The organism is Desulfurobacterium atlanticum, from assembly GCF_900188395.1.
Lineage (GTDB): Bacteria > Aquificota > Aquificia > Desulfurobacteriales > Desulfurobacteriaceae > Desulfurobacterium_A > Desulfurobacterium_A atlanticum.
In genome coordinates this window covers 1-23,458 of sequence record NZ_FZOB01000010.1, presented here as the reverse complement: position 1 = coordinate 23,458, position 23,458 = coordinate 1, and the positions used below count along the sequence as shown (strand labels likewise).

At 37.7% G+C, this 23,458-nt stretch carries 24 protein-coding genes and 2 tRNA genes; 7 read left to right on the top strand and 19 right to left on the bottom strand.

Annotated features, from left to right (window positions below):
- Positions 1-25 precede the first annotated feature (25 nt).
- Genes CHB58_RS06925 through CHB58_RS06900 form a run of 6 tightly spaced genes read right to left on the bottom strand, consistent with a single transcriptional unit; the run spans position 26 to position 6,821 of the window.
- Complete coding sequence (locus CHB58_RS06925) at positions 26-517, bottom strand: metal-dependent hydrolase (RefSeq protein WP_089323382.1); 492 nt, start codon at positions 515-517, stop codon at positions 26-28.
- Positions 514-1,155 (bottom strand): MBL fold metallo-hydrolase, encoded by a 642-nt coding sequence (locus CHB58_RS06920; RefSeq protein WP_089323381.1) that lies wholly within the window; start codon positions 1,153-1,155, stop codon positions 514-516. Before CHB58_RS06920 ends, CHB58_RS06925 begins: the two co-directional genes overlap by 4 nt.
- Positions 1,115-1,702, bottom strand: coding sequence for a LabA-like NYN domain-containing protein (locus tag CHB58_RS06915; protein ID WP_089323380.1), 588 nt, complete (start codon positions 1,700-1,702; stop codon positions 1,115-1,117). The genes CHB58_RS06920 and CHB58_RS06915 overlap by 41 nt, the downstream gene beginning before the upstream one ends.
- Entirely contained in the window at positions 1,692-2,966 is a 1,275-nt protein-coding gene (locus tag CHB58_RS06910; protein WP_089323379.1) for a cation diffusion facilitator family transporter, read from the bottom strand. The genes CHB58_RS06915 and CHB58_RS06910 overlap by 11 nt, the downstream gene beginning before the upstream one ends.
- Positions 2,956-4,482 carry an ATP-binding protein gene (locus CHB58_RS06905; RefSeq protein WP_089323378.1) on the bottom strand — a complete coding sequence of 509 codons (1,527 nt, stop codon included), beginning with the start codon at positions 4,480-4,482 and terminating at the stop codon, positions 2,956-2,958. The genes CHB58_RS06910 and CHB58_RS06905 overlap by 11 nt, the downstream gene beginning before the upstream one ends.
- On the bottom strand, positions 4,479-6,821 hold the full coding sequence (locus CHB58_RS06900) for a hybrid sensor histidine kinase/response regulator (protein WP_089323377.1): 2,343 nt from the start codon (positions 6,819-6,821) through the stop codon (positions 4,479-4,481). Before CHB58_RS06900 ends, CHB58_RS06905 begins: the two co-directional genes overlap by 4 nt.
- 301 nt (positions 6,822-7,122) lie before the next feature.
- Between CHB58_RS06900 and leuD the strand changes: the two genes are divergently transcribed.
- The 7 genes from leuD (at position 7,123) to CHB58_RS06865 (ending at position 16,255) form a co-directional block, all read left to right on the top strand.
- Positions 7,123-7,632, top strand: a complete 510-nt coding sequence (leuD, locus tag CHB58_RS06895; RefSeq protein WP_089323376.1) for a 3-isopropylmalate dehydratase small subunit — start codon at positions 7,123-7,125, stop codon at positions 7,630-7,632.
- 10 nt (positions 7,633-7,642) lie between these two features.
- Positions 7,643-8,725, top strand: a complete 1,083-nt coding sequence (gene leuB / locus CHB58_RS06890; RefSeq protein ID WP_089323375.1) for a 3-isopropylmalate dehydrogenase — start codon at positions 7,643-7,645, stop codon at positions 8,723-8,725.
- Positions 8,726-8,885: 160 nt separating this feature from the next.
- Positions 8,886-9,749: a glycine--tRNA ligase subunit alpha gene (locus CHB58_RS06885; RefSeq protein ID WP_089323374.1), complete on the top strand. Its 864-nt coding sequence runs from the start codon at positions 8,886-8,888 to the stop codon at positions 9,747-9,749.
- Positions 9,733-11,799 carry a glycine--tRNA ligase subunit beta gene (gene glyS / locus CHB58_RS06880; RefSeq protein WP_245807359.1) on the top strand — a complete coding sequence of 689 codons (2,067 nt, stop codon included), beginning with the start codon at positions 9,733-9,735 and terminating at the stop codon, positions 11,797-11,799. Before CHB58_RS06885 ends, glyS begins: the two co-directional genes overlap by 17 nt.
- 15 nt (positions 11,800-11,814) lie before the next feature.
- A complete protein-coding gene (gene ppdK, locus CHB58_RS06875; RefSeq protein WP_245807358.1) occupies positions 11,815-14,499 on the top strand; it encodes a pyruvate, phosphate dikinase in 2,685 nt (894 codons plus the stop codon).
- 36 nt (positions 14,500-14,535) lie between these two features.
- A complete protein-coding gene (locus CHB58_RS06870) occupies positions 14,536-15,465 on the top strand; it encodes a DsbA family protein (protein WP_089323371.1) in 930 nt (309 codons plus the stop codon).
- Position 15,466: 1 nt separating this feature from the next.
- Entirely contained in the window at positions 15,467-16,255 is a 789-nt protein-coding gene (locus tag CHB58_RS06865) for a metal ABC transporter ATP-binding protein (protein ID WP_089323370.1), read from the top strand.
- Here the strand turns inward: CHB58_RS06865 and CHB58_RS06860 are convergent.
- The 13 genes from CHB58_RS06860 to rpmG form a co-directional block, all read right to left on the bottom strand.
- Positions 16,249-17,220 carry a DHH family phosphoesterase gene (locus tag CHB58_RS06860; protein ID WP_245807357.1) on the bottom strand — a complete coding sequence of 324 codons (972 nt, stop codon included), beginning with the start codon at positions 17,218-17,220 and terminating at the stop codon, positions 16,249-16,251. The two genes, CHB58_RS06865 and CHB58_RS06860, sit on opposite strands and share 7 nt — an antisense overlap.
- A 2-nt stretch (positions 17,221-17,222) precedes the next feature.
- The gene (gene rbfA, locus CHB58_RS06855; RefSeq protein WP_089323369.1) at positions 17,223-17,531 is read right to left on the bottom strand and encodes a 30S ribosome-binding factor RbfA; all 309 of its coding nucleotides are present in this window, start codon (positions 17,529-17,531) and stop codon (positions 17,223-17,225) included.
- On the bottom strand, positions 17,528-18,862 hold the full coding sequence (locus CHB58_RS06850) for a TldD/PmbA family protein (RefSeq protein ID WP_245807356.1): 1,335 nt from the start codon (positions 18,860-18,862) through the stop codon (positions 17,528-17,530). Before CHB58_RS06850 ends, rbfA begins: the two co-directional genes overlap by 4 nt.
- 18 nt (positions 18,863-18,880) lie before the next feature.
- Complete coding sequence (thyX, locus tag CHB58_RS06845) at positions 18,881-19,486, bottom strand: FAD-dependent thymidylate synthase (protein ID WP_089323368.1); 606 nt, start codon at positions 19,484-19,486, stop codon at positions 18,881-18,883.
- 5 nt (positions 19,487-19,491) lie between these two features.
- Positions 19,492-20,199 carry a 7-cyano-7-deazaguanine synthase QueC gene (queC, locus tag CHB58_RS06840; RefSeq protein ID WP_089323367.1) on the bottom strand — a complete coding sequence of 236 codons (708 nt, stop codon included), beginning with the start codon at positions 20,197-20,199 and terminating at the stop codon, positions 19,492-19,494.
- Complete coding sequence (locus CHB58_RS06835) at positions 20,192-20,728, bottom strand: hypothetical protein (protein ID WP_089323366.1); 537 nt, start codon at positions 20,726-20,728, stop codon at positions 20,192-20,194. Before CHB58_RS06835 ends, queC begins: the two co-directional genes overlap by 8 nt.
- A gap of 20 nt (positions 20,729-20,748) precedes the next feature.
- A tRNA-Pro gene (locus tag CHB58_RS06830) sits at positions 20,749-20,825 on the bottom strand.
- A gap of 71 nt (positions 20,826-20,896) precedes the next feature.
- Entirely contained in the window at positions 20,897-21,619 is a 723-nt protein-coding gene (rplA, locus tag CHB58_RS06825) for a 50S ribosomal protein L1 (protein WP_089323365.1), read from the bottom strand.
- A gap of 58 nt (positions 21,620-21,677) precedes the next feature.
- Complete coding sequence (gene rplK / locus CHB58_RS06820) at positions 21,678-22,103, bottom strand: 50S ribosomal protein L11 (RefSeq protein WP_089323364.1); 426 nt, start codon at positions 22,101-22,103, stop codon at positions 21,678-21,680.
- A gap of 28 nt (positions 22,104-22,131) precedes the next feature.
- Positions 22,132-22,866: a transcription termination/antitermination protein NusG gene (gene nusG / locus CHB58_RS06815; protein ID WP_089323363.1), complete on the bottom strand. Its 735-nt coding sequence runs from the start codon at positions 22,864-22,866 to the stop codon at positions 22,132-22,134.
- A 4-nt stretch (positions 22,867-22,870) separates the two neighbouring features.
- A complete protein-coding gene (gene secE / locus CHB58_RS06810) occupies positions 22,871-23,059 on the bottom strand; it encodes a preprotein translocase subunit SecE (RefSeq protein WP_089323362.1) in 189 nt (62 codons plus the stop codon).
- Between the two features lie 23 nt (positions 23,060-23,082).
- A tRNA-Trp gene (locus CHB58_RS06805) sits at positions 23,083-23,158 on the bottom strand.
- A 28-nt stretch (positions 23,159-23,186) separates the two neighbouring features.
- Positions 23,187-23,351 carry a 50S ribosomal protein L33 gene (gene rpmG / locus CHB58_RS06800; protein ID WP_089323361.1) on the bottom strand — a complete coding sequence of 55 codons (165 nt, stop codon included), beginning with the start codon at positions 23,349-23,351 and terminating at the stop codon, positions 23,187-23,189.
- Positions 23,352-23,458 lie beyond the last annotated feature (107 nt).

Here is a 23,458-nt window from a genome sequence, read left to right as displayed (position 1 = left end):
TAATAATTTAATGATGTTGATCTACCTATTTTAGCACACTGTTAATAATAGAAATATTTTCTTCTCCTATCAGAGAATTTAAATTAAGCTTCTTTTTGTTTAGAACAGTAGTTAAGATTAAAAGTAGCGCTAAAAATACAATTATCTCACTTATCTTATTGCTTCTAAAAACTTTAAGAGATATTCTTGGGTAAAATTTATGAGTGTACGGAATACCAAGAGGAGTTAATGTGTCAAGTAGAATGTGGGTTGTGTATCCTATAGAGAATGATAGTAGGTTTTTGTAGATTAGACTGAAGTTAGTTTCTTTTAAGTAGAAGCTTAAAGCTATTAGTGTAACAGGAATTGCAATGTGGTGGGTTATTCCTCTGTGTGTATTAAAAAGGTTTCTTTTCTTTGGAAATCCATTTTTTATATCTATATCAGGGATTACTGATCCAATCACTGCAGGAAGAACAGGCAGGTTTAGATAAAGTGCAGCTATAACTCCTGCGAGAATATGGGTTCCAGTTGTCACGAGACAATCTCCCTAATGAAAGGATTGTCAAGAAGCTCTTCCTCTACTGTTGTGGTTGGTCCGTGTCCCGGGATTATGGTTGTGTCTTTTTCCACATTACTTAAAAGTTTGATTATTGATTGTTTTAACTCTTCATAGTTGCTTCCTGGAAGGTCATATCTGCCAATACTCCCTTTGAAAATAAGGTCTCCCACAATAACAAAGTTGCTTTCAGGGTTATATATACAGATACTTCCGGGAGAGTGTCCTGGAGTATGGAATATTTTAAATTCTTTATTACCTATACTTAAAACATCTCCTTCATTAACTTTTAAGTCTGGTTCCGGAGAATATTCTGCTCCTATACTTTTTCCAAAATCCGATTCTATCCACATGTTTACTGTTTTTGCAGTTTCAGGGTGCATTACAAGTTTGGCTTCTGGAAATGTGAGTTTTGCCCAGGCATTTTTTGCTGTGTGGTCAGGGTGTTCGTGGGTGTTGATTATGTACTTTATTTTCAATTCTTTCCTGTCAACTTCAGAAATTATGTCATCAAGCTCTCCAGCAGGGTCAACTATAAAGGCTTCTCTGCTATCTTCATCAAACACAAGAAGAGTGTTAACTGCTAACATTCCCAGTGGATAAATCTTTATCTCCATTTTCCGTTTCCTCCAGTACTATAAAGTCAGCAACTTCTCCAAGGTCTATATATTCGTTTGCTGCAGTTATAAGTTCTTTTGCGGTGATCGATTTAAAAGATATGATTTCTACTTTGATTCCCTTTGCTTTAAGAAAATTTACAAGGTCAACAAAGTCACCATCACCGCTCATTATTACCGCTACATCTATTTTTCCAGATTCTGCCATGGCTATCGCATCAATCGCTATACCCATGTCCCAGTCTGCTTTGTATTCTACTCTGTCCCAGCTGTAAAATTTTTTAGGTTGTTTCAGTTTTATTTCATAACCGAGACTTTTAAGAACATACAGGAAACTTCCCTGATTAACATTGTCAAGGTCAACAAGATATGCGATGGCTCTGTAAAGGTGTCTTCCTCTTACAGCTATTTCAAGTAATCTTTTAAAATCTATTTTCTTTTTTAAAGATGTTTTTGCACCGTAATAGAGATTTTGCATATCAATGAAAACCGCCACATTAAGATGGCTGAATATTTTATCCCGTTCAAGTATATCTTTAGCTTTCATTGGAAACTCCCTTTTCCTCTTTATCAAGAAATGTTAAAGCGTTAATACAGCAAAGTTTGTTATTTAAAGCCATATCCAGAATGTCATACGGTTCTTTCTTTTCTTTAATAAGTGCAATTTTAATTCTGTTTTCAGCCATTGCATAAAATACTCCCTTATGAAGAGGAAGTTTAAAAAGGGCAACGCAGGTAACTTCTTTCATTTTTAAAAACTCCACAAGTTCAACCCCTCTACTTTTAGCAACACACTTTACAGGATTTGAGTATATTTTTACATCTTCTATAACTCCTTTTTCTCTGTCAACTTTTCCTATCATTATGTAATCGCAATCACAGAATTTCTCACTTATACAGTTTTTTTCATCAAGAGGGATGGCTATTACTCTTTTTGTAGATTCGTAAGGTTCTGGATGAATTATAACTTTTTCAACAAAAGGTATCTCTTTTTTTATCTTTTTTTCTATCTCATCAAGAGTCTGGTGCACCTGTTCAAGGGAGTCTGAGTCAACGTAGATTTCAGCTTCAAGGAATATGTAGCTACCGGAGTTTCTTCCTTTTAAAGACTTTATTTTGGTAACTATAGGAAATGAAAGAAGTATCTTTTCAACTCTATTTAAAGTTTCACTATCCACTGAGGCGTCAAGGAGAACTTTGAGAGAGTCTGTTAGAATTTCAAATCCAGAGTGAAGAATGAAAGCAACTATTATAAGAACGGTGATTTTTTCTATTGAAAATAGACCGAAGTAGTTTGCCGCTATTCCTATAAGGACAACAATGGAGCTTAACATATCGGTTTTTACGTGTTCTGCATCAGCTAAAAGGCTTGGAGAGTTAAGTTCCCTGCCCTTTTTCTCTTCATATTTTGAGAAAAGGAATGTTATGGCTATGGAAGCTATAACAGTTCCTATAGCTATGGGAAGGTTATCAAGCTGTTTCTCTTTTCCGTTGAAGAATGTGTATCTGAAAATTTCATACCCGGCAAGGAATATTGCAAAAGCACTTATTGTAGCCACAAGGTTTTCTACCTTGTAAAGTCCGTAGGGAAACTCTTTTGGTTTTTTATTTGCTATCTCTATTCCTGTGTAAACAGAAACAGCAGCGGCAAGGTCTGATAGAGAATGGATAGCGTCTGCCACAAGAGTTGTGGCTCCGCTGATAAGTCCTGCAATAAGCTTGATAATAAATAGGGTAAAATTTACGCTGATAGATAAAAGAGCGATTTTCTTCTTCTCCTTGAATATTTCCACACTTATCCTATTCATCATAGAAATCCGCCAAACTATTGATATCTTCTTCTAACTGTTTTCTCTTTTCTACTATCTCCTGCCACTCTTCTACTGCACTTATATCTTTCCCACTCTTTTTACTTTTTGCAAGGTCTATCTTTACAAGGGCAGGAACACCTATCATTTTTCCCATTACAAGAGCTTCCCCCACATTAAGGGATGGAAGTTGTTCCACCAGTTCACTGCTTAAAGATTCTGCTGCCTGCTGAACATGTCTCTGGTCTCCCGGTTCTACAAGTTTAAGTATTACCATGTTGTTTGCCTGAGAGAGGGTGTTGGAGTCAAGAGATTTTGGCCTTTGACTTACAAGACACAACCCTAATCCAAACTTTCTTCCTTCTCTTGCCACCCGGGAAATCCAGTATTTTGATTTTGTGTTTATTGTTGAAGATGCAAGGATATGGGCTTCTTCTATTATTGTTAAAACGGGGAATTTGAGACCATTTTCATATCCGTGGATAAATTTTTTCCGTTTTTCAAGAAGGTTTCTTAAAACGTGACTTACAATAATGTCTGCCACCTTTTCATCAACCTGAGAAAAATCTATAACGTTAAGACTGCCCGGTTCTATCTGTTCAACTATCGGTTTTTCAAAAAGGTCAAAAAGCTCATGATACGATTCCATTGCGTCTTCTACTTTGTTTAAAACACCAACAATTGATTTTCTGTCTTCTTTTATATCCGGGTCTTCTTTCGCAAGTTCCTTGTAAGCTTCAAGTTCTCCTTTTAATCGTCCCCAGAACTGACTTGTCTGGATTTTTCCTGCGGAAATCTCTTCCAGTGTAGTTTTAAAGGCTCTTTTAAGATACCTGTCCTGAATGAATGCGTTGTCATCAACGTTTATGAATTGACGAAACTCTTTATAGTTTAAGTATGCCGGGTTTAATTTTAATTCAAGACGATTTACTACATTTTTACCGTTTCTTCTGAAGTCAAAGTTTATGTATTCACCGTGCATATCAAATACAAGTATTGTTCCAAATTTTTCAAGGATACCTTCTATGATAACAGAAACGGTATTTGACTTACCGCCCCCTGTAATTGCAAGGATTGCAAGGTGTCTGCTGACTATCTGGTCTATATCAACATAAACGTTTACATCAGGCCTTGTAAGCAGCGTTCCAAGTTTGAGTTTTTTACCGTCATCTTTTCCAAACACTTTTTCAAGGGTTTCCTTTGATGCCGGAAAGATGTCTGTTCCAGGTGGCGGCGGAGTTCTGGGAACAAACATTCCTTTTTCCACATCGCCAAGAATCGCTATTTTCCCTATGTATGTTTTAAATCCGTCTGTTAGGCTTTTAAGTTTTTCTATATCTTTTATGTTAAGGTCTTCACTTACCGTTCTGTTTATGCAGCGTATCTCTTTAACAAATCCAAGGGTTCTAAATCCATCGTAGGAGAGTTCTACATAGTCTCCAAGCTGGATATTTCCGTTGCTTATAAATGTTATTTCCCTTGGAGTTGCTTCTCCAACACAAATACCTACTTTGTTCATTTCTCTTCACCTTTTCGTTTCATCTTTATCTTTGAAGCGTATGAGAGAGCTTTGCAGAGTTGTTTAAAATCAACAGGTTTCACAAGATAACCATCAGCTCCTGCTTTTATAGCTTTCTCTTCAGAATCTCTGAAAGCATCTGCTGTCAGCATAAATATAGGCACATCTATTCCTTTCTTTCTAATTTCTTCTATAGCTGTTAAACCGTCCATTACAGGCATTTTAAGATCCATCAAAATCAGGTCAAACTGTTCCTTTTCGGCAGCTTCAACAGCTTTTTTACCGTTGTCAACAATTTTTACATTTTCTATACCGAATTTCTTTTTAAGAAGTTCTCTGATAAATATTTGATTAACTATTATATCTTCAGCAATAAGAATTTTAAGGTTTTTATCCACATTTTCACATTCCATTTCATCAAGTTGTTCTTGCTTTGCTGGTGGTTTTGCTTTCTTTAGTTCAAGTAATACATAAAAGGTGGAACCCTTTCCGGGCTTGCTATCAACCCACACATCTCCACCCATAATGTTTGCAAGTTTTTTGGTTATGAAAAGACCAAGTCCTGTGCCTTCCACTTTCTTAGCTGTTCTACTTTTAATCTGTGAGAATGGCTTGAAAAGAAGTGGCTGTTTTTCGTAAGGAATGCCTATACCTGTGTCTTTCACATAAAAGAGAAGTTTGTATGCATTTTTCTCTTTCTCCTCTTTTACTCTTTTTAGCCCAACTTCAATAAAGCCTTTCTCTGTGAATTTCGCTGCGTTTGAAAGGAGGTTGAAGAATATCTGTTTAATTCTTTTTTCATCTCCTTCTACCCATAGTTCCTCTTCAGGGAAGTTAAATTTTAGTTCTACTCCTTCTTTTAAGTTGGAAGATAAAGCGTAGGCTGTGTCTTTAACCACTTTAATTATGTTTATCGGTTCTGTGTAAAGTTCTATCTGTTCAGCCTGTATTTTTGCCACATCCAGTATATCGTTTACAAGACTTAAAAGCTGTTTTGCACTTGACAGTGCAAGTTCTACATATTCTCTGTCTTTTGGAGAAAGCTTGTCAGACTGGTTTAACAATCCTAAAAAGCCGATTATGCCGTTTAAAGGAGTTCTTATATCGTGGGAAACGGTTGCAAGAAATATTTTCTGGCTTGAAAGTGCGTTTAAAAGGGAGATTGCCATATCTTCAAGTGATTTTGCGATTTCATGGAGAAAATCGGGAATTTTTGAGTAATCAATACTTGAAGGTATGAATGTTTTCCCTTCTCTTATAGCTTTTGAAATTTCTTTTCTGAATCTATCTATTTCGTCTGCTGCAACCATTGTTTCATCTTTCAGTTTTTTTAAAGTGCCGTAGATCTCTTTGTATATTCCTTGATTATCGGCAGGGATGATACAGTTAAATCTTCTTTCACAAGTTTCACAGCTTTTAAGCTTTTTGAAACATTCAATCCATCTCAGTGTAGTTTGTGCTCCTTCTGCCCATTTTTCCGATATGGCGTTAAGGAGTTCTCCTATCTCCTTCCATTTCCCTTCAAGATCGTCGGTTCTGACCTTTGAAATTTTTCCTGTCTGGAAGTTCTGAAGCATCTTTTTTATTCTTCCGAGGAGAGAGAATATAAGTTGTGAAGTTTCCTCTGCTGCGATAAACGCCTGACCTATTTCATCGTTTGTTCTGTATTTTTCGGGAAGTTTTGAGAGTTTGCAGAATTTTCCTGTTGGAATACTTGTGATGGCATAGGAAAGTTTTTCTATCTTTTTTGAAACATCAAATAACATGATGCCTATTATAATGAAAACGAAAGTTCCTGCAATGATAAATCCTATTTCAAGTTCATAAAAGAGATACCTATCGTCGCTGAGTTTCAGTTTATCTATTAGTATGTTTAACTCTTTTTTAATCTTTTTTGATTCAATGTAGATTTCATAGGGTGGAGCACTGGATGTAAGTAAATTTTTGATGTTTTTCCATTCTCTTTCTATTTTTGTTAAAAGTGGCTTGTATTCCTTTTGTTTTCCCAGGGGTTTTATGTAAAAATTTTGAAATGGGTTATTGTTTGTGGCTTCTTTTGGTACAAGAACAACTCCACCGTTTTTGATAGCTTTCAGGTTTATTTCAAACATTCTCTGGCTTGTTTTAAGCTCTTTCTCTATTTTTCCGTCATAACCTTCTTTTAGAAACAGATAACTTCTTAAAATTTTTTCAAGGAGATACTTTTCTGTGTTTGCCACTTCTATAGCGTTATCCACTCTTACGTGGATACGCATTCCGTATATACCTACAGTTGCAGCCAAAAAGCCAAAAAGTCCCATTATTGTAAGGAGAATTGCAAATTTTGTTCGTATTTTCATTTCCAGACCCTCAGGTTGTAATCTTAAAACTCATCTAATAATTTATAACACTAACTGTGGAATTTTGTAACTGTTGCGGGAGGCTGTTTGAAAAATGGCTATGAACTTTAAGAGATCCTTCGGGCTTTGCCCTCAGGATGACTTTCATCGTCATTCTGAGGCTGCTTTGCAGCCGAAGAATCTCAATACCTTTTAGAAACAAATGAGAATTTTCAAACACTCTCACTGTTGCGGTAGGATATAAACGTAATGCTTTGATAAAATTCAACTTCAACTTTAAGATAACTTAAGGAGGCAGGTTATGTCCAGTGAAGTTTACAGAGGAAAAGCTTTTAAGTTCGGGGATGATATAAATACGGATGAGATAATACCTGCAAGGTATCTTAACACTTCTGATCCTGCAGAACTTGCAAAACACTGTATGGAGGATGCTGACCCTGAATTTCCCTCCAAAGTGCAGAAAGGGGATATTATTGTTGCAGGGAAAAATTTTGGTTGCGGTTCTTCCAGGGAGCATGCTCCTATTGCGATAAAGGCTGCAGGTGTATCTGCTGTTATTGCAAAATCTTTTGCAAGAATTTTCTACAGAAACTGTATAAATATTGGTCTTCCGATTTTTGAGTCTCCAGAAGCTGTGGAAGGTATTGAGGAAGGTGATATTGTTGAAGTAAATCCTGTTACGGGTATTATTAGAAATATTACTAAAAATACGGAATTTCAGGCTACTCCGATTCCGCCGGAGATAAGGGAAATAATGGATGCAGGCGGGCTTATGGAGTATGCAAAAAAGAAATTGAAGGAAAACAGATAGGGAGGTTATCTTGAAGAGGATAAAAGTTGCAGTTTTACCGGGAGACGGTATAGGGCCTGAAATTGTTAGGCAGGCGATAAAAGTTATGGATGCTGCTGCAGAGAGGTTTGGACTGGAAATCACCTATAAAGAAGCTCTTATAGGTGGAGCGGCAATAGATGAAACCGGTGTCCCATTTCCAGATGAAACTAAAGAGATAGTTTTATCTTCAGATGCGGTTTTACTTGGTGCTGTAGGTGGCCCAAAGTGGGATAATCTTGAATTTTCAATAAGACCGGAAAGGGCATTGCTCGGTTTAAGGAAGCTTTTAAATACCTTTGCAAACTTGAGACCTGCAAAGCTTTACGATGAGCTTATAGATGCTTCATCTTTAAAGCCTGAGATAATTAAAGGTGTTGACATAATGGTTGTCAGGGAGCTTAACAGCGGAATCTATTTTGGGATTCCAAAAGGTATTTTTGTTGATGGTGATGAAAGAGTGGGAATTAACACTTTAAGATACAAAGAGCATGAAGTTGAAAGAATTGCAAGAGTTGCTTTTGAGGTTGCAAGAAAGAGAGGTAAAAAAGTAACAAGTGTTGATAAAGCCAACGTTCTTGAAGCTACGGTGCTCTGGAGAGAGGTTGTTGAAAGGGTTCATAAAGAGTATGAAGATGTAGAGCTAAATCATATGTATGTTGATAACGCTGCAATGCAGATAATAAGGTGGCCAAAGCAGTTTGATGTAATTGTAACCACGAATATGTTTGGAGATATTCTTTCTGATGCCTGTGCCATGCTTACAGGTTCTTTAGGAATGCTTCCGTCTGCAAGTATCGGCGGAAAGATAGGTCTTTATGAGCCGATCCACGGTTCTGCACCTGATATAGCCGGTCAGAACATAGCGAATCCTATTGCTACTATAAACTCAGCAGCGATGATGTTTACCTACTCGTTTGATATGCCTGAAGTGGAAGAAGCTATAGATAAGGCTGTGCGTTCTGTCCTTGCAAAAGGTTACAGAACAAAAGATATCTACTCTGAAGGTTGTAAGCTTGTTTCAACAGAAGAGATGGGAGACCTTATAGCTGAAGAGGTAAAAATAGCTAAGTGATTTGGGATTTGGTAACTTTACAGTTGGGGCAGCTACAGGCTGCCCCTTTTTTGTTTCTGTTTTCTATCAATGGTAGAATGTTTCTGCATTTATTTGACTGATTTTTTAAAGAATTTTAAAATTAGCGCGAAATTTTTACTAAATTTTGTGGAGATTTAAGGTGACTTTTCAGGAAATAATATTTACACTGGAAAACTACTGGTCTGAGAAGGGTTGCATAATAGGAAAAAGTTATGATGTTGAGCAGGGTGCAGGAACAATGCATCCTTTCACTTTTTTAAAAGTTCTTGATCCTAAACCGTGGAATGTAGCTTATGTTCAGGCGTGCAGAAGGCCTGCTGATGGAAGGTATGGTGAGAATCCTAACAGGCTTCAAAGATACTTTCAGTTTCAGGTGATCCTTAAACCATCTCCTGAAAACAGCCAGGAACTTTATCTTGGAAGCCTTAAGGCTCTGGGAATAAATCCTTATGAGCACGACATCCGTTTTGTTGAGGATGACTGGGAGTCTCCGACCCTTGGAGCCTGGGGGCTTGGTTGGGAGGTCTGGCTTGATGGTATGGAGATTACCCAGTTTACTTATTTCCAGCAGGCGGGTGGTATAACCCTTAATCCTGTTTCTGTGGAAATCACCTACGGTCTTGAAAGAATAGCTATGTATATTCAGAATGTTGATAACGTTTTTGATATTGTATGGACTGACGGCGTTAAATATGGTGATCTTTATAAGGAAGCTGAATATCAGTGGTCTGTTTACAACTTTGAAGAGGCAGATGTGGATATGCTTTTTGACCTATTCTCAAAGTATGAAAAGGAATCAAAGCGACTTGTTGAAAAAGGGTTGGTTCTGCCAGCTTACGATTTCTGCTTAAAATGTTCTCATGTTTTTAACATCCTTGATGCAAGAGGTGCTATATCTGTTGCTGAGAGAGCTTCCTACATAGGAAGAGTTAGAAAGCTTGCCAATCTGTGTGCAAAAGAGTATCTGAAAAAGAAAGAAGGGGTAAGTGCTGGTGAAAGCTAAAAACTTTGTTCTTGAGATAGGTACAGAGGAACTTCCTGCATCTTTTATAAAACCTGCCCTTGAAAATTTAAAGTCTCAATTTCAAAATCTGTTGAAAGAATCCCATCTTTTTGCTGAAGCTGTGGAGGTGTTTGGAACGCCGCGAAGACTTATCTTGATTGCCGAAGGTGTTCCAGAAAAGGAACCAGATAGAGAGGTACTTGTTACAGGGCCTTCATGGAAAGCTGCTTTTGACTGTGATGGAAATCCAACAAAAGCGGCTCTTGGTTTTGCAAAGTCAAAAGGTGTGGATGTTTCAGAGCTTATAAAGATAGAGACAGAAAAAGGTATTTATGCTGGTTTTAAAAAAATTGTAAAAGGTAAGGATACTGTTTCTCTTTTGAAAGAAAAACTTCCTGAAATTATCAGAAAAATTCCATTTAAAAAGAGCATGCGCTGGGGCAGTGGGAATTTAAGGTTTGGAAGGCCTATACGCTGGATATGTTGTGTTTTTGGAGAAGAAAAAGTTTCATTTTCACTTGATGGGATAAACTCAGACGTTATCTCTTACGGTCATAGATTTTTATCACCTGAGCCCCTTGATGTAAGAGAGGTTGATAACTTTATAGAGGAGCTTGAAAGAAGGTTTGTTGTTGCGGATATAGAAAAGAGAAAAGCTATTATTTTTGATGTAGCTAAAACTCTGGCTGAATCGGTGGAAGGAGTTCTTTTTGAAGATGAGGAGCTTCTTGAAGAGGTTGCAAATCTTGTAGAGTATCCGTATCCGATTCTTGGAAGTTTTGATAGGATATACCTTGAGCTTCCTGAAGAGGTTCCGATTGTTGTTATGAAAGAACATCAGCGTTACTTTTCTTTAAAAGATAGAAATGGAAAGTTGAAAAACTATTTTGTTGCCGTTTCAAACATAAAGCCGCCTGATGAAGCAGTTGTAAGGCACGGTTATGAGAAAGTTTTAAGGGCGCGTCTTGCCGATGCGATGTTTTTCTTTGAAGAGGACAGAAAAACGCCTCTTTCAGCAAAAGTTGAAAGGTTAAAAGGTATTGTGTTTCATGATAAGCTTGGCACGATGTATCAAAAGGTTGAAAGGTTAAAGCAACTATCTCCATTTGTAGCTGATTTTATAAATGCAGATAAAAGGAAAGCGGAAAGAGCTGCTTTCCTTTCAAAGGCTGACCTTGTTACTGAGATGGTAAAGGAGTTTACAGAGCTTCAAGGCGTGATGGGTAAGAACTATGCCCTTCTTGATGGTGAGGATAAAGAGGTGGCTGAAGCGATATTTGAGCAGTATCTGCCAAGGTTTTCTGATGATACTCTTCCAGAAACAGGTGCAGGTATATCTCTCTCTGTTGCAGAGAAGATAGATAATCTTGTAGGATTTTTCGGTGCAGGGCTTAAACCTACCGGTTCAATGGATCCGTTTGCTTTAAGAAGAAATGCTATAGGGCTTGTAAGGATACTGGTTGAGAAAGGAGTGTTTTTAAACCTCTGGGAACTTTTGAAAGAGAGTTTTAACCTATATAGCTCTCAGGGAATGTCGCTTAATGAAAATTTTGCAATTAATGATGTGCTTGAGTTTATCAAAGATAGATTCAAAGGGTTGCTTTCAGATAGATTCAGTCATGATACTATAGATGCGGTAGTTGGTGCTACGGATAATCTTGCAGATGCTCTTAAACGGATAGAAGCGATTGAACAGTTAAGGAAAGAAGAGGGCTTTGAGGAAGTTCTTCTTACTATGAGAAGGGTGATGAATATTATCCCTGAAGGGTTTAATCCAGTAGATATTGGTAGTGTTGACAACAGGTATGAAAAGCAGCTTCTGGAGAGTTTTACTGAAGTTAAAGCTGAAATAGAAAGAAGTATTGAAGATAGGAACTATAAAGATGCACTTCTTGCTGTAAAGAAGCTTAAAGATAGTGTTGATGCTTTTTTTGATAATGTGATGGTAATGGATAAAGATGAGGAAGTGAGAAATAGAAGGCTTTCTATTTTAAAAGAGATATCAGAAACGATTTCTCAGATTGCAGACTTTAGAAAGATTAGAGGTTAAGCAAGGGGGCGGCTGATGGTTAAAAGAGTTTATTTTTTTGGTGGTGGTAAGGCAGAAGGAACTGCAAGTATGAAAAATCTTTTAGGCGGTAAAGGTGCCAATCTCGCAGAGATGACCAATTTAGGATTACCTGTTCCACCAGGTATTACTATCACAACAGAAGTTTGCAAGGAGTATTTCAATCTTGGACATCAGTTTCCGGAAGGCTTGTGGGATGAAGTTTTAGAAGGGATGAAGAAGATTGAGAAGGTTGTTGGAAGAAAGTTTGGTGATAAGGAGATGCCTCTTCTTGTTGCTGTTCGTTCTGGTGCTCCTGTGTCAATGCCTGGAATGATGGATACGATTCTCAATCTTGGTCTAAATGATGAGTCGGTGGAAGGGTTAGCAAAAAGCACAGGGAATGAAAGATTTGCATGGGATTCATACAGGCGCTTTATTCAGATGTTTGGAAACGTTGTTATGGGTATCCCACATGAGAAGTTTGAAGAGATTCTTGAAGGTAAGAAAAAAGAAATTGGGGCTAAAGAGGATATAGATCTGACTGCCGAAGATTTTAAAGAGATAGTAGATAGATATAAAAAGATGGTTAAGGAAGAAACGGGACAGGAGTTTCCTCAGGATCCTTACAGGCAGCTTGAGATGGCTGTTAGAGCTGTTTTTGAGTCATGGAACAATCCAAGAGCTATAAAATACAGGGAGATCAATAAGATTCCTGAAGATTATGGAACTGCTGTAAATATTGTTGCAATGGTTTTTGGGAACCTTGGAGAAACTTCAGGAACAGGGGTTGCCTTTACAAGAAATCCATCAACAGGTGAAAACGAGTTTTACGGTGAATATCTTAAAAATGCTCAAGGTGAAGATGTTGTAGCCGGTATAAGGACTCCACAGCCTCTTAAGAAATCTCAAAAGACAGATGAATCTCAGGTTTCTCTTGAAGAGGAGTTTCCTGAAGTTTATAAGGAGCTTGAAAGGATTAGAGAAATTCTTGAAAAGCACTATAAGGATATGCAGGATATAGAGTTTACCATAGAAAACGGCAAACTTTACATGCTTCAAACACGAACGGGTAAAAGGACTGCGAGAGCTGCCGTAAAGATAGCTGTTGACCTTGTGAAGGAAGGTCTTATAACAAAAGAAGAAGCACTTCTTAGGATAGATCCTTCCCTCATCAATCAACTTCTTCATCCTATGATTGATGAGGAGGACAAGAAAAGGGCAATAGAGCAGGGAAGATTTATAACTAAAGGTCTCCCAGCAGCTCCTGGTGCTGTTTCTGGTGTTGTTGTTTTCTCTGCTGATGAAGCTGTTGAGATGAAAGAAAAGGGTAAAAGGGTTATTCTTGTGAGACATGAAACCTCTCCTGAAGATATACACGGTATGCATGCTGCTGAAGGTATTTTAACTGCAAGGGGTGGTATGACTTCTCATGCTGCAGTGGTTGCAAGGGGTATGGGTAAAACCTGTATAGTTGGTGCTGAAACCATAACTGTTGATTATGACAAAGAAGAGTTTAGAGTAGGAGATATTGTTGTTAAAAAGGGTGATGTTATAACTATTGATGGTTCTACAGGTGAGATATTCCACGGAGAGATAAAAACGATTCCTGCCGATATTTCAGGTGAATTTGAAGAACTTATGAAGTGGGCTGATGAGATAAGAAGTATAAGAATAAGGGTAAATGCTGACACTCCTGAAGATGCTCTTCAGGGTAGAAAGTTTGGAGCTGAAGGGATAGGACTCTGTAGAACAGAGCATATGTTTTTTGATGAAGATAGAATTCCTGTGGTAAGAGAGATGATTCTTGCTAAAACAAAAGAGGAAAGGGAAAAAGCCCTTAAAAAACTTCTTCCTATGCAAAGGAGCGATTTTAAAGCTATCTTTGAAGTAATGGATGGACTTCCAGTTAATATCAGGCTTCTTGATCCGCCTCTTCATGAGTTTTTACCTAAGACAGAAGAGGAGTTTGAAAAGACGGCGAAAGAGATGGGTATATCTGTTGAAGAGATTAAGAGAAGGGCAGAAGAACTTCATGAAGTTAACCCGATGCTCGGTCTTAGAGGTTCAAGGCTTGGTATAGCTTATCCTGAAATCTACGAGATGCAGGTAAGGGCTATAATGGAAGCTGCCTGCCAGTGTAAAAAGGAAGGAGTGGATGTAAGGCCTGAAATTATGCTTCCTTTAATAGCTGATGACAGAGAGCTGTCTATTTTAAGAAAAATGATAGATAGAATCGCTGCTGAAGTTTTCGTTGAAACGGGAGTGGAAGTCCCTTATCAGGTTGGGACGATGATAGAGATACCAAGGGCGGCTCTTATTGCAGACCAGCTTGCCAGAGATGCTGAGTATTTCTCTTTTGGAACAAATGACCTTACTCAGATGACATTCGGTCTTTCAAGGGATGATGCAGGAAGATTTATAGGCACATATATTGAGGAAGGTATTTTAAAAGGTGATCCGTTTATGCATATTGATGAAAACGGAGTTGGTCAACTTGTAAAGATTGCTATAGAGAAGGGAACAAAGACAAGGCCTGAGCTGAAGACAGGTGTTTGTGGAGAGCACGGTGGAGATCCGAGATCCATTAATTTCTTCCAGAAATTGGGTATTCAATATGTTAGTCCTTCTCCGTTCAGGGTTCCTATTGCAAGACTTGCCGCCGCGCAGGCAAAGATTAAATTGGATAGAGGGGAGCTTTAAGCTCCCCTTTTTAATTCTTGAGGAAGGAGAAAAACGATGAAGAAGTATCTCTACTTTTTAACTGTTCTTGCTTTAACAACGTCATTTTCATGTGCACAATCCTCTAAAACATCCAAGGATGTGGTAAGCTCGGCAACAAAAGAGGATGTTGAACTTGTGAAAAAGATGTTTGGTCATGCTGCTGGCCGAAATCTTGAGCTTGTTGATGTTGAACCTACAAATAAGACAGTTACTTTAAGGGCGTATAAGGTTAAGTTTAAAGATAAGAAAAGTCCAAGATATGTTTACGGCTATGTGTGGCTTTCAACAGAAGAGGCCGGTAAAGATGGGAAAGGAAAAATTATGACTTTTAAGATTTATGAAATTACAGGAGAAAGTAAGGACGGTATGCCTCTTGCAGCTCCTATAGAGCCTGAAAAACAGGAAGAGATGTATAAAACCGACCTTTCGTGGTTTAAAAAGATTGTAAAGGAACTTGAAGATAAAAACATTCCACATACTATAGGAAAAGGGGATAAGGTTGTTTACATAGTATGGGATGTTTACTGTCCGTTTTGCTACAACAATTTTGGGAAGGTTGCTAAATCCCTTAAAGAAGGGATAAAGCTTGTTTTTGTTCCTCTTCCTGTTCACGGGGAAACTTCTGTAAAAGGTTTTGTTTACTATACCTACCTTGCAAGGAAAGAAGGTGCTCAAAAAGCTATGGGTCATATTTTTATGAGAGGAGACGGTAACTTCGGTAAATTTAGAAGGAGCTTTGAAGAAGAGGTTGAAAAGAACTATAACAAAATTCCTGAAAAGGAAAGGAAAGAGCTTGAGAAGTTCTATAGAGATATAAGAGCACAGCTTGTTAAGAAAGGTATAAACGCAACTCCTACAATTGTTTATATTCCGCCTACAGAAAAAGATAAAGGCTATATTCATAGAGGATTTATCCAGTTTGATAAATTGTTTGAGCTGAAATAATATGCATCGCTGGGGAATAACGTTAGAAAATCTTGCTATCGGCTATAAAGGAAAGCCCCTTTTAAAGGGGCTTTCTCTTTTTATGGATGAGGGAGAGTTCTGGGTAGTGGTTGGTCCAAACGGTGCTGGAAAATCAACGCTTCTGAAAACAATTTTAGGTATAGTTCCTCCTGTTGAGGGTAAGGTTTATATCCATGGTATTGATTGTACATTCCATGTTGGTTGTGATGAAAAAAAATTTATTTCTTATGTTCCACAGTTAGAGAGTTATTCAAAAATTTTTCCCGCAACGGCTTTAGATGTGGTTTTGTCAGGTTTGTTTATGAAAAAGAAACGGCTGGAAAAGATTACAGATAAGGATGTAGCAAGGGCTGTAGAGTGGCTTGAATTTTTTGATATGGCTCATTTGAAAAATACTCCGTTTAAAAATCTTTCAGGTGGTCAGCAAAGAAAGGTCCTTATAGCAAGAGCACTTATTTCAAGTCCTCATTATCTTTTTCTTGATGAGCCTACAACGGGAGTGGATATTAAAAGTGCGAGAAGACTTATAAACGCAATAAACTTCCTGCATAAAAATAACAGGATAGGCATCTGTATGGTTACTCATGATCTTAATTTTGTGTGGAATTACGTTGAGAAGGTTCTGGTTTTGGGAAATGGGAAGTTTGTTGCTGGGAATAAGGATAGTATCATAAATGAGGATATTCTTTCTGAAATTTACGGGGTAAAGATAAAAATTTTAGAAACACCGGCAGGGCCGGTATTTCTCACAGGAGATAAACATTATTGATTTAAAAGCTTTGAAAGGTGTTCAAATAGTTCTTTTTTAAGATTTTCTATTCCCTCTCCAGAATATTCAAATCCGGCAGCCATAACATGCCCGCCGCCTCCAAATTTTGAAGCCACTGCTGCAACATCAATATTTCCTTTAGAACGTAAAGAAACTTTCCACTTCCCGTCTTCAAACTCTTTAAAGAATATGGCAACCTCTACTCCTTCTATTGAACGTGGGTATGAGATAAACCCTTCTGTTTCCTCAAGTCCGGCTCCTGTTTCTTTGAGGAATTTTTGAAGCACTGTGATGTGTGCTATTTTTCCGTTTGCAGCAAAATTAAGAGTATCAAGAACCTTCTTGAGGAGTTTTATTCTTGTGACTCTATTCCTTTCAAAGAGATTTTTAATTACTGTGTAGGGGTTGATGCCCCTTTCAAGGAGAAACGCCGCATTTCTTAAGGTATCTGGAGTTGTTGAGTTGTAGCCAAAGCTTCCTGTGTCTGTTACCATTCCCATATAAAGCGGAAGGGCAACTTCGTAATCTATCAGATTTTCACCTATAAGCTTCATAATTTCAAGAGACAACTCACATGTGCTTGGCATTTTGGGTTCAACAATAGCGAATGTGCTATCCGGGTTTGCGGTTATGTGGTGGTCTATGACTAAAGAATTTTTTGCAGGGATTGAATCAAAACCTGTTCTTTCAGTTTCTGATACATCAAGGATTATTACCCAGTCAAACTGTTCGTTGATAGAGTGGGAAGTTGAAATTTTATTAATGTTTGGAAGAAAATCGTAAAAGTAAGGAATTTTATCTTTAAGAATAACCTTAACATTGCTTTTAAGTTTTCTTAAAAAGTTAAACCATCCGAGAGAACTTCCTATGGCATCACCGTCAGGATTTTTGTGTGAGGTTATAAGTATTTTCCCTTCCATGTTTTCTATAAGCTGAGCAACCTCTTTTCTGCTTAAAGTTTTCACTTTCACTCTCCTGTAAAAGAGTCTAACGCTACTTTAAATTCTGGTCTTGGTACGATTTTCATTCGCAATCTTCTTCCAAGAAGTCCGTGGATATAGCCGGCTGCTTTGTTAAGTGTTTCAACGCTTTTAATTGCCTCTTCTCTTCTTAACGTTGAGATATAGACTGTTGCTTTTCTTCCGTCCTTTGAAAGGTCTATTCTGCTTACAGTAATAAAATTCACCCCTTCAGGTTTATCTATTTCAAATGTAATAATATTTGACAATTCTCTTTTTAAAAGAGATTCTACCCTTTCTTTTCTCCTTCCTTTCATTCTCCACCAACCATTAACTCTTTGATCAGGACCGATGGACTTGAGATGTTTCCAAGCCATCTTGAGTCTCTTCCAACTTCACTTATGTTTTGGAGAAGCTTTTTCACATTTCCTGCAACTGTGCATCCTGTTACAGGTTGAACTATATTTCCTTCCTTTATAAGAAGCCCGCTTACACCTATAGAAAACTCACCTGATATGGGATTTATGGTATGAATTCCCATAGCATCTGTTATTACAAGAACTTCTTCCGGTGTTCTTATAAGTTGTTCAAGGTTTAAAGCTCCAGGTTCAACAACAAGATTTGTTATTCCCGATTGTGGTAATGACTCTATTCCGTGCCTTATTCCGTTACCTGTGGGAGACAGATTTAGTTTTCTTGCTGAGTATATGTCAACGAGGAAATTTTTAAGAACGCCTCTTTCTATGATAGCCTTTTTCCTTGTAACGGTTCCTTCGTCATCATAAGGTCTTGAGCCCATTCCATCTTCGGTTAAAGGATTATCATGTATTGAAAGGACATGACTTGCAATTTCAAAACCCAACCTGTTTGTAAATAACGATTTTTTTCTTAATACATTGTTTCCTAAGAATCCTGCCGATAGTGCGTCTATAAGTTCGGCAAAAACGGTATTTTTAAAGATTACAGGGATTTTTTGTGTTTTTATCGGTTTTGCTCCAAGAAGTAATGTAGCGTTTTCCACTGCTCTTGATGCTACAAGATCGCTGTTAAGGTTGGAGAATTTCCTTACAGCATCAAAATCCCATCCCATCTGGCTGTCGCTACCATCTTCAGCTTTGACCATTATACTCAAGGAGTAAGCTGTTGTTTCATAGGAGAAGGAATGATCGTTGGAGTTGTAGTAGAAGACTTTTGTAATAGAATCTGAATAAGAAGCCTTTCTAACTTTTTTTACCCTGCTGTCAAGAGAGTAAGCTTTTTCTTCAAGGGCTTTTGCAATCTCTATTTTTCTTTCTAGAGAGATGTTTTTAAAATTTTCATCTGAAAGGGAAAACTCAATAGACGGTTTAGCAGGCATAGATATTTCATATTCATCAGGGTCACTTCCTGATGCGTTATCTCTTGCACACTCTATCGCTATTCTTATACCGTCGTCTGAAGTATCCCTTGTGTAAGCAAAGCCCATCTTTCCATCTATGATTACTCTTATGGCAACTCCCTTTTTAAGTGGCACTTTTATCTTTTCAACTTTTTTGTCTTTGACCTCAACGGAAAAACCGTGAGAGATGGTTGCAAAAATATCAAACTTTTCAATGTTTTGTTTTTTTAGTAGATTTACAGCCTTTTCTATTTCTTTAAGCATGTTCATAAATTCGCCTCCAGCTTTTTAAAAACTTTTAAAGAAGTTTATTACTTCCTCTTTTTTTCCACAGGTTTTCTCTCCTTCCGGACAGATACCGGTAGTAAAACACTCCGGGCCAATTTTTTTGAATATTTCAGGGAGTACTTCTCTTACTATTTTTAATATTTCTAAAGCCATTTCTCTTATTTCCCACTGTGCTCTGTTACATGTTCTTAGTTTAAGGAAATGGATAAGCTCTTTGCCATTCATTGTAAACACTACTCTTGTTGCGCAACTGTTTGGAAGGATGAATCTTGCATCTTCTTTAGGAATGTTTTGTTCTATTAAAGACCCATAAGCTTCTCCTATAAGATTCATAAATTCGTTATATGTTAATGACACTTTTTCTTTGTTTACTGTAAAACTTATATTTTTATTTTCTATTGAAGGGGGAGTGACGTAGGGGAAATTTTTCATTGATACATATCTTTGAGATTGCTGACTGTAAGATGCAAGGCGATGTCTTACAAGCTGGTGGGAACAGGCTCTTGAAATCCCGTCAACAAGAAATGTAAAAGCTATATGCTTTTCAAGTTCGGATGTATCTATATCAATTTCTGGAATATTTTTGGAGATTAAAATAACTTTCACCGTAACTACTCCTTAATTTTTCCTTCCATTTTTAACCTTTTAATAAGATGGTCTTCCATGCCAACTTCCTGCCATCCTTTTGCTCTTAAAATACAGCTGTCACAGGTTCCGCAGGGTACCTCTTCTCCCCTGTAACAGGAGATAGAGTAGGAATAATCTGCTCCAAGTTCAAGCCCCAATTTTATAATATCTCCTTTTGTAAGATTTATAAGTGGAGCATATATTTTCCATCTTCTACCTTCAGCTCCAAGTTTCGTTCCCTGATTTAAAGCTTCTTCCATCGCTTTCAAAAAGGATGGGCGACAATCTGGATATCCGCTAAAGTCAACAGCGTTCCATCCGCCAGCGATGTTTGTGCACAGCTTTGTTTCTGCATAGGCGGCAGCGAGGGAGATAAAAATTCCGTTTCTAAACGGCACGTAAGTTACAGGTATCTCCCTTTCCAATACTTCTTTAACTGAATGTGCTTCAGGGACTTCTATGTTTTTATCTGTTAATGCAGAGCCTCCGAATTGTGAGAGATCAACTTTAAACAGTTTGTGTTCTTTCACTCTGGCTTTCTCTGCTATTCTTTTTGCCATTTCCACTTCTATACTGTGCCTTTGGCCGTAAAAAAAGGTAATTGCGAATATTTCATCAAATCGCTTTTTTGCCCAGTAAAGAACGGTTGTTGAGTCAAGTCCCCCTGATAGTATGACAACGCATTTACTCATTTTTAGCCTCTTTTACCTTGATAGGTTTTATAGTTAACTGGCATTGTTGGTTTTCAATAACAACTTTATCAAAAGTTCCATCTTTATAAAAGTAAAGCTCTTTTATTTTCCCAAATGGTATTTCAATTAAATAGGGGGATAAAATTATGAAATTTCTATCGTATATGTATCCTGTAAGAGCCGATTTTATCTGATCAACGTTTCTTATGTAGGTAGCAAAAGGTGCAATGTTTTCAGAAGCAAAAATTCCTTTATTAGATACAGTGATTTTTCCGGCGTAGATACCAGCTGAGGCATAGACTTTTATTGTAGCTTTATCATCTGATAGTTTTATGATAGCTTTTCCGTTAATGGATGTCCCGTTGCTACATTTCAAAAAGCAGTTCGCGACACCTTTTAAGCTGTCAGAAGGTTTTTTGATGGTTTTCCATGGATACTCTTTGACTGTTGATACTAAGGGCTTTTCTGTTACCGTTTTACATGATGGTAGAAGTAATAAACATAAAAATAGAAGATGCCGCTTTTTCATATTTTATCCTTAAGTTAAAGTGGTCGGGGCGACCCGACTTGAACGGGCGACCTCTGGCCCCCCATGCCAGCGCGCTACCAGGCTACGCCACGCCCCGACAGTGAACTTAAATATAGAAATAGCTTTATGAAAATTCAAGAGAGGGGACAACCCTCTCCTGAGAGAAAATCAGTCTATAGATTGTGCTTTGTTAATGGCATCAAAAATATCTATTTTAACTCCTGGATCCATAGAAGCAGAAATAGCCATGCTTTTTACATACTGTCCTTTGGCACCTGAAGGTTTAGCTGCAAGAATTGCTTTAACAAGGGCAAGAGCATTTTCAAGCAGCTTTTGCTTATCGAAAGAGACCTTACCTATTGGAGCATGAACGATTCCAGCTTTTTCAACCTTGAAATCAACTTTACCTGCTTTTGCTTCCTTTACAGCTTTTGCTATGTCAAATGTAACTGTTCCTGTTTTAGGGTTTGGCATAAGTCCCCTTGGTCCCAAAATTCTACCAAGTCTTCCCACCTTTGCCATCATATCAGGAGTAGCAATCAAAACGTCAAAGTCAAGCCATCCCTGCTGAATTTTCTGAACAAGCTCATCTCCACCAACAAAATCTGCACCGGCTTCTTTTGCTTCATTAAGCTTTTCACCTTGAGCAATAACAGCTACTTTAACATCTTTACCAAGACCGTGTGGAAGAACAACACTTCCTCTTACCATTTGATCCTGATATTTTGGGTCAACATTGAGCCTTACTGCCATTTCAACAGTCTGGTCAAAGTTTCTTTTTGTTACTTCAGCCATTTTCTTTACAAGTTCAACAGCTTCTTCAATAGGATATGCCTTTGTTCTGTCAATAAGAGCAAGAGCATTCATATATTTTTTACCGTGTTTTGGCATCTTTTCCTCCTGTCGGCTAATTTTGCCTTCCACCTTCTGGTGGTAAGTTTTTATTTACTCAGTCAACAACTTCAACACCCATATTTCTTGCTGTACCTTCTATGATTCTCATTGCCGCTTCTATGTCGTAACAGTTAAGGTCTGGCATTTTGGTTTCTGCAATCTGCCTTAACTGTTCTCTTGTGATAGTTCCAACTTTTTCTTTCTTTGGCATATGTGCCCCTTTCTCTATACCTGCTGCTTTCTTGATAAGAACAGAAGCAGGAGGGGTTTTCATTATAAAGCTGAAAGTTCTATCTGCGTAGATAGTGATTACAACAGGGATAACAAGTCCTTTTTTATCTGCAGTTGCAGCGTTAAAAGCTTTAACAAATTCCATAATATTAACACCGTGCTGACCTAAAGCCGGACCAACTGGTGGTGCTGGTGTGGCTTCGCCAGCAGGTAATTGCAGTTTAACTTCAGCAACAACCTTTTTTGCCATTTTATTCCTCCAGAATATTTAAAATCGTTTAACTTACTTTTTCTATCTGATCAAATTCAAGTTCTACAGGTGTTTGTCTATCAAAGATGTTTACAAGAACTATAACCTTTTCTCTCTCTCCATCAATATCAGAGATTACACCTTCAAAGCCGATAAATGGTCCTTCTTTTATCTTTACTCTTTCTCCTGGCTCAAACTTGAATTTTGTTGTTTTAGGTACACCTTTTTCAAGTCTTTCTCTCATTGCAGTAATTTCAGATTCCGGTACAACTACCGGCTCTCCACCTGTGCTAACAAACCCGAGCACTCTGGGGACACTTCTTATGGTGCTTCTAACTCTATTATCAAGGTCTGCTTTTATGAAGATGTATCCAGGATACATCTTATCTCTAAGTTCTATTTTTGCTTCAGCTTTAACTTCCGGGCACTTTATCTTCTGTCCAATCCTTTCTATCGGCTTTGGAGGTATACAACCTTTTTTAAGTCCCTCACCTTCCGCCCACACTTTGCCATTTTCAATGTGGAAAGTAACTTTTTTTCCATCTTCAGATTCCACTTCGTAAGTTTTATGCTCTCCTTTAAGAGGAAGAACTGCCTTTTCTTTTCCTGCCACTTTTATTACAACCCTTTCGTTGGCAGGTATAAAAATCTCTTCAACCTTATCAAGCAAACCTTCCTGATTGAGAGTTTTAATTATGTTGGTTCTTACTCTGTCTTCAAATCCAGATTGAACATGAAGTGAATACCACTTGCCCTTAGCCATTAACTTAAACTCCCTGTTTGATTATGAACTGAAGTAATTTAGTAAATGCCATATCAAGAACCCAAAAGTAAGCAGCAATTGCCAGAGTAAACAGCATAACCCCTACTGTGCTGTTTATAACATCCTCCTTTGTTGGCCATGTAACCTTTTCAAGTTCGCTTTTAACGTCACTCAGAAATTGGATAGGAGACATCTATCCTCCAAAAATAAATAAAATGGCAGGCCAGGAGGGACTTGAACCCCCAACCGCCGGATTTGGAGTCCGGTGCCCTGCCAATTGGGCTACTGGCCTACCTTAGTTATGCGACAAAGAATATAAACTATTTTACTTCCCTGTGCAAGGTGTGTTTATTGCACCACGGGCAATATTTTCTAAGTTCTAGTCTTTCTGGAGTGTTTCTTTTGTTTTTTGTGGTTGAGTAGTTTCTTCTTTTACACTCAGTGCAGGCAAGCTGTATTATTTCGCGAGGTCCTTTTTTTGCCATTTTAGTACTCCTGTGCTGTTAGTAAATTTATAGATTTGCAGGCATCCTGATTTTTATTCCAGGATGCCTGCCGAAGGGAATTTATATCCAAAATTTAATTAGTCAAG